Origin of the sequence: Citrobacter braakii (assembly GCF_002075345.1) — a bacterium.
In the GTDB taxonomy this organism is placed as follows: Bacteria; Pseudomonadota; Gammaproteobacteria; order Enterobacterales; family Enterobacteriaceae; genus Citrobacter; species Citrobacter braakii.
The window spans coordinates 1-1610 of the sequence record NZ_NAEW01000065.1; the positions used below are offsets into that span (position 1 = coordinate 1).

4 protein-coding genes are annotated in these 1610 nt (G+C 45.0%); 2 read left to right on the forward strand and 2 right to left on the reverse strand.

Annotation, left to right across the window (positions count from 1 at the left end; all coding sequences use genetic code 11):
- The coding region (locus tag BZK42_RS28840; protein ID WP_428839388.1) for a gp53-like domain-containing protein at positions 1-395 on the forward strand (395 nt) is incomplete at its 5' end.
- Complete coding sequence (locus tag BZK42_RS27770) at positions 392-868, forward strand: tail fiber assembly protein (RefSeq protein WP_080861574.1); 477 nt, start codon at positions 392-394, stop codon at positions 866-868. The genes BZK42_RS28840 and BZK42_RS27770, both read left to right, overlap by 4 nt.
- Here BZK42_RS27770 and BZK42_RS27775 read toward each other — a convergent pair.
- Together BZK42_RS27775 and BZK42_RS28845 are read right to left on the reverse strand one after the other, a co-directional pair.
- Positions 840-1256 (reverse strand): tail fiber assembly protein, encoded by a 417-nt coding sequence (locus tag BZK42_RS27775; protein WP_080861571.1) that lies wholly within the window; start codon positions 1254-1256, stop codon positions 840-842. The genes BZK42_RS27770 and BZK42_RS27775 overlap by 29 nt on opposite strands.
- A gap of 7 nt (positions 1257-1263) precedes the next feature.
- A partial coding sequence (locus BZK42_RS28845) for a gp53-like domain-containing protein (RefSeq protein WP_428839389.1) occupies positions 1264-1610 on the reverse strand: 347 nt, incomplete at its 5' end.

Below are 1610 nucleotides of genomic sequence, written 5' to 3' on the forward strand. Positions count from 1 at the left end.
TTGGTCTGGGAGAAATAGCAAAAGCAGGGGTTGGCAGTGGAAGACTTGGATCTAACGGGTATGCAACTCTGCCCATAATTATTGATGGTACTAAGCGAAGCCTGATAATCCAGTGGGGTATCAGTGTCACTACATCAATGACACTCCCTACGACATCTTCAACCGTTAATTATACAGATGTTACGCTTCCTACTTCACTCCCCGGTGGTATCGGTCAGGCTGTTGCTGGTTACAATAATAGTACTGATACTTTTATGGCAGTGGCCTCAGCAGAAATAATAAGCCCAACAACTCTACGATTAAAAAGCCTGAATTTTAATCTTAATAATAGTTCGCTTGTTGTTTCAGGTGGCGTTTCAACTTCGATCCGATGGTTAGTTATAGGGGTGGCATGATGAGGTTTTCTGTTAACACACAAGCATTTTACGCAAGCGAAATCCACTATGGCGATTCACTGCCATCTGATGCAGTAGAAATTGACGATGAGCAATATCAGCATTATTACGAGGCAGTTAATAACGAATGTCGTATTTATTTCAGCGATGGAGTCTTTGTTATCTCATCACAAAAACCAGATGATTATCATTCCTGGGATGAAAACAACAACGAATGGATAATGACAGACGAGGACATTGAGAGGGAAAAAATATACGTTTTACAGACCGCTACTGCTGAAAAACAGAGGCGAATTAGTCAGGCTAACGACTACATCAACGGTAAGCAGTGGCCCGGTAAGGCGGCAATTGGTCGGCTGAAAGGCGATGAGTTGTCTCAGTACAACTTGTGGCTAGACTACCTCGAAGCACTGGAGACAGTGGACACCTCCAGTGCGCCTGATATCACCTGGCCTGTTCCCCCGGAGGTGTAGGCCATACGGGTTTTGCTGTATCAACGCGCATCAGCAAGACCCGGTATTTTTTCCATTCGGACAAAGCGGCGGTTTCTTCTTCCGTCGCGATTCCTGCATCAACAGCGTCCTGACGCCAGTCAATCTCTGAGTCTGCCAATACGCGTAAATTAGCTTTTTTTAATTCAGCCTCAGCAACAATCTCTTCCTGCGTTGGTAGCGGAATATCCACCCATGCCGGCATACCATTATCGCCTGTTCCGCGTATTTTTCCCACAGGTGGTGATGCAGAGAATTCAGTAAATACAGATTCACCAACTTCAATATATTCAATCGGCCATGAATCGGAAGCTTCATAAACTTCCCGCATTGAAAGCGGGTAAAAATTACCATTAGAAAATGCGTACATAATTATCTTAACCTCCAATCGCAATCCACAGAGCGGTGTAGTTGCTGGTTCCCCATGTACTCACATCACATCCATTTTTGTCACCTTCCGTAAAAACTGGAGTCGCCGGATTAACGGTGAAGCCGCTACCGACTGGTGATGCAGCAAGAACAAAGCGTTTATTTGGAAATGGGATCGGATATGTAATGCGTGAACCTGTAGTACCGCTGATTGATACCCGTCCCCACTGCACAATCACACCACTTGGCAACAGAAAATATCCGGCGTTTTCAAGAGATCTGCCAAAGGAACTCATATCAGGTATCTGATTTGCACCTGTGCCAATATCTCTTTTTGCCGCTTCTCCCAATTGAA

Coding starts and splice junctions, on each gene's coding strand:
- BZK42_RS27775 (WP_080861571.1), bottom strand. CDS start 1,256: ATGTACGCATTTTCTAATGGTAATTTTTACCCGCTTTCAATGCGGGAA.
- BZK42_RS27770 (WP_080861574.1), top strand. CDS start 392: ATGATGAGGTTTTCTGTTAACACACAAGCATTTTACGCAAGCGAAATC.